3 protein-coding genes are annotated in these 3176 nt (G+C 73.0%); all 3 read left to right on the forward strand.

Translation table 11 applies throughout. The features are described from left to right. A partial coding sequence (locus tag GWI24_RS42620) for a PH domain-containing protein (RefSeq protein WP_210951386.1) occupies nucleotides 1–374 on the forward strand: 374 nt, incomplete at its 5' end. Between the two features lie 321 nt (nucleotides 375–695). Continuing rightward, a complete protein-coding gene (locus GWI24_RS42625) occupies nucleotides 696–2060 on the forward strand; it encodes a hemolysin family protein (RefSeq protein ID WP_210951388.1) in 1365 nt (454 codons plus the stop codon). Next, nucleotides 2057–3166 carry a hemolysin family protein gene (locus GWI24_RS42630; protein WP_210951387.1) on the forward strand — a complete coding sequence of 370 codons (1110 nt, stop codon included), beginning with the start codon at nucleotides 2057–2059 and terminating at the stop codon, nucleotides 3164–3166. The genes GWI24_RS42625 and GWI24_RS42630 overlap by 4 nt, the downstream gene beginning before the upstream one ends. Nucleotides 3167–3176: the final 10 nt, after the last annotated feature.

The following is a 3176-nucleotide window of genomic DNA, read 5'->3' on the forward strand; positions in this document are numbered from 1 at the left end:
TCGCCGTCCTGGTCGTCCTCACGGCCGTCGCCCTGCTGCTGGAGCGGCTGGGGCCGGGGGAGCGGGCCAGCTTCGTCCTCACCGGACTGCTGTTCTTCGGGGTGCTGATGCTGCTCAGCCGCCCCAAGGTGGTGGCCGAGGAGGGCGGTGTGACGGTGGTCAACCTCACCACCAAGCGCCGGCTGGAGTGGGCGGAGGTGCTCCGGGTCAATCTGCGCCCCGGCGACCCCTGGGTCTATCTGGACCTCGCCGACGGCACCAGCCTGCCCGCGATGGGCATCCAGCCGGGCATCGCCAAGGCGCACGCCATCAGCGACGCGCGGGCCCTGCGCGCCCTCGCCGAGCGGCACGGGACGGGCCGTGCCGCGGACTGAGCCACCTGGCGGGGCCGCCCGGCCCCAGCGGCGTTGAGCATCCCCTTTACGTCCGCTTCCGCCCCTTGCCGGGCGGGCCCCCACGAACCGGCCGACGAGCGGATCGGCACTCCAACGGCGTGAGGGGCCTGCCCGTCATGCCCCATCCTTGATTACTCTGTTGCCGGGGCCGAACGGTGCCCCGCCCCGCCTTTCCAGCGCGCACGCCCGCGTGCGCACCTGGCGGGCTCCCCTGCGACCCGAGGAGTGACTCCCTCAGCAGATGGACGGAACGTCCTGTAGTACCTGCGCCGCCGCCGACCACGAGGCGGCGGCATGAGCATCACCCTGTCCCTCCTGCTGCTGTCCGCGGCACTCGTCCTGATCCTCGCCAACGGCTTCTTCGTGGCCGCCGAATTCGGCCTGGTCACCGTCGAGCGGCCGGACGCCGAGCGAGCCGCCGACGAGGGCGACAAGCGCGCCCGTACCGTCGTCGAGGCGCTGCGCGAGCTGTCCTTCCAGCTCTCCGGCACCCAGCTCGGCATCACCATCACCTCGCTGATCGTCGGCATGCTGGCCGAGCCAGCGCTCGGCCATCTGCTGACCGCGCCGCTGGAGGCGGTCGGACTGCCGCACGGCGCCGTGTCCGGTGTCGCCATCGTGCTCGGCATGCTGCTGGCGTCCGCCGTCCAGATGGTCATCGGTGAGCTGGTGCCCAAGAACTGGGCGGTCTCCCGGCCGTTGCAGGTCGCCCGCTTCGTCGCGGGCCCGCAGTACGCCTTCGCCCGCTTCTTCCGGCCCGTGATCGCCCTGCTCAACACCGTGGCCAACCGGCTGGTGCGGGCGCTGGGCGTGGAGCCCACCGAGGAGCTGGCCTCCGCCCGCACCCCCGGTGAACTGGTCTCGCTCGCCCGCCACTCGGCGCGGGCCGGCGCGCTCGAGCAGGACACGGCCGATCTGTTCGTCCGCACCCTCTCGCTCGGCGAGCTGACCGCCCAGCATGTGATGACCCCACGGGTGCGGGTCAGCGCGCTGCACTCCACGGCGACCGCCGTGGATGTGCTCAATCTCACCCGGGCCACCGGGCTGTCCCGCTTCCCCGTCTACCGCGACCGGCTGGACGAGGTCATCGGGATGGTGCACCTCAAGGACGCCCTCGCGGTGCCGTCCGACGAGCGGCTGCGCACCCCCGTCAGCCGGATCGCCCAGTCCCCGGTGCTGGTCCCCGAGACGCTGCCGGTCCAGCCGCTGCTGGAGCGGCTGCGCAGTGAACAGCCGATAGCCGTGGTCGTCGACGAGTACGGCGGCACGGCCGGTGTGGTCACCCTGGAGGACATCGTCGAGGAGCTGGTCGGCGAGGTGCGCGACGAGCACGACGACGAGGCCGCGGAGACCCCCGACCTGGTACAGACCCTCACCGAGGACGGCCGCACCGTATGGGACGCCGACGGCGGCTGCCGCGTCGACACCCTGCGCCGGATCGGCCTCGACGCGCCCGACGGGCCGTACGAGACCGTGGCCGGGCTGGTGGCCGATCTGCTGGGGCGGATCCCCGCCCCCGGCGACATCGCCGAGCTGCCCGGCTGGAAGCTGGCCGTCCGGCAGGTCGGCCACCACCGGGCGGAACTGGTGCGCATCGTCCGTACGAGTACGCCGCCCGTGCAGATGAGTGCCCCCGCCGTCGCCGGGAAGGCGGACGGACGATGAGTCTGGTACAGCTTCTCTTCGCCGTTCTGCTGGTCCTGGCCAACGGCTTCTTCGTGGGCGCCGAGTTCGCCCTGGTCTCGGTGCGCCGCAGCCAGATCGAGCCGCGCGCGGCCGAGGGCTCCGGGCGCGCCCGTACGGTGCTCACGGGCCTGGAGAACCTGCCGCAGATGATGGCGGCCGCCCAGTTCGGCATCACCGTCTGCTCGCTGACCCTCGGCGCGGTCGCCGAGCCGACCGTCGCCGAGCTTCTGGAGCCGGTCTTCCACGCCGTCCAGCTGCCCGAGCAGCTGATCCATCCGCTCGGCTACGCCATCGCGCTCGCCCTGGTGGTCTTCCTCCATCTGGTCATCGGCGAGATGGTGCCGAAGAACCTGGCCATGGCGGCGCCGGACAAGACCGCGCTGTGGCTGGGCCCCGGACTGGTCGCCTTCGCGCGGCTGTGCCGCCCGGTCACCGCGCTGCTGGGGGCGTGCGCCCGGCTGGTGCTGCGCCTGTTCCGGGTGGAGCCCAAGGACGAGGTCGAGGCCGTCTTCACCAGCGAGCAGCTGACCCATCTGGTCGAGGACTCCCGGCAGGCCGGGCTGCTCGACCCCGGGGAGCAGGAGCGGCTCGCGGACGCCCTGGAGCTGGGCAGCCGCCCGGTCACGGACGTCCTCCTGGACCCGGCGGGCCTGGTCACGGTCGATCCCTCGGTCACCCCCCGGCAGATCGAGGAGCTGACCGTGCGCACCGGCTACTCGCGCTTCCCGGTACGCGGCCCCGGCGGCGCCTTCATGGGCTATCTGCATGTGAAGGACGTCCTGGAGCTGGAGTTCCCGGAGCGGGCCGTGCCGCAGCGGGTCTGGCATCCGATCGAGACGCTCCGGGCGGAGCTTCCGCTGGACGACGCCCTCACCGCGATGCGCCGGGCCGCCTCCCATCTGGCGGCCGTCGCCGACGCGTCGGGCACGGTGCTGGGGCTGGTCGCCCTGGAGGACGTCCTGGAGAAGCTGGTCGGCGAGGTCCACGACCCCGCCCACCGGGGCGGGACCCGGGACCGGGTGGCCGAGCCCAGGGGCGAGGCGGCGCCCGCACTCTCCGAGGAGGAGCGGGCGATGGTCGGCTGACCGCGGTCGC

Source organism: Streptomyces sp. MK37H, from assembly GCF_018035285.1.
Lineage (GTDB): Bacteria > Actinomycetota > Actinomycetes > Streptomycetales > Streptomycetaceae > Streptomyces > Streptomyces endocoffeicus.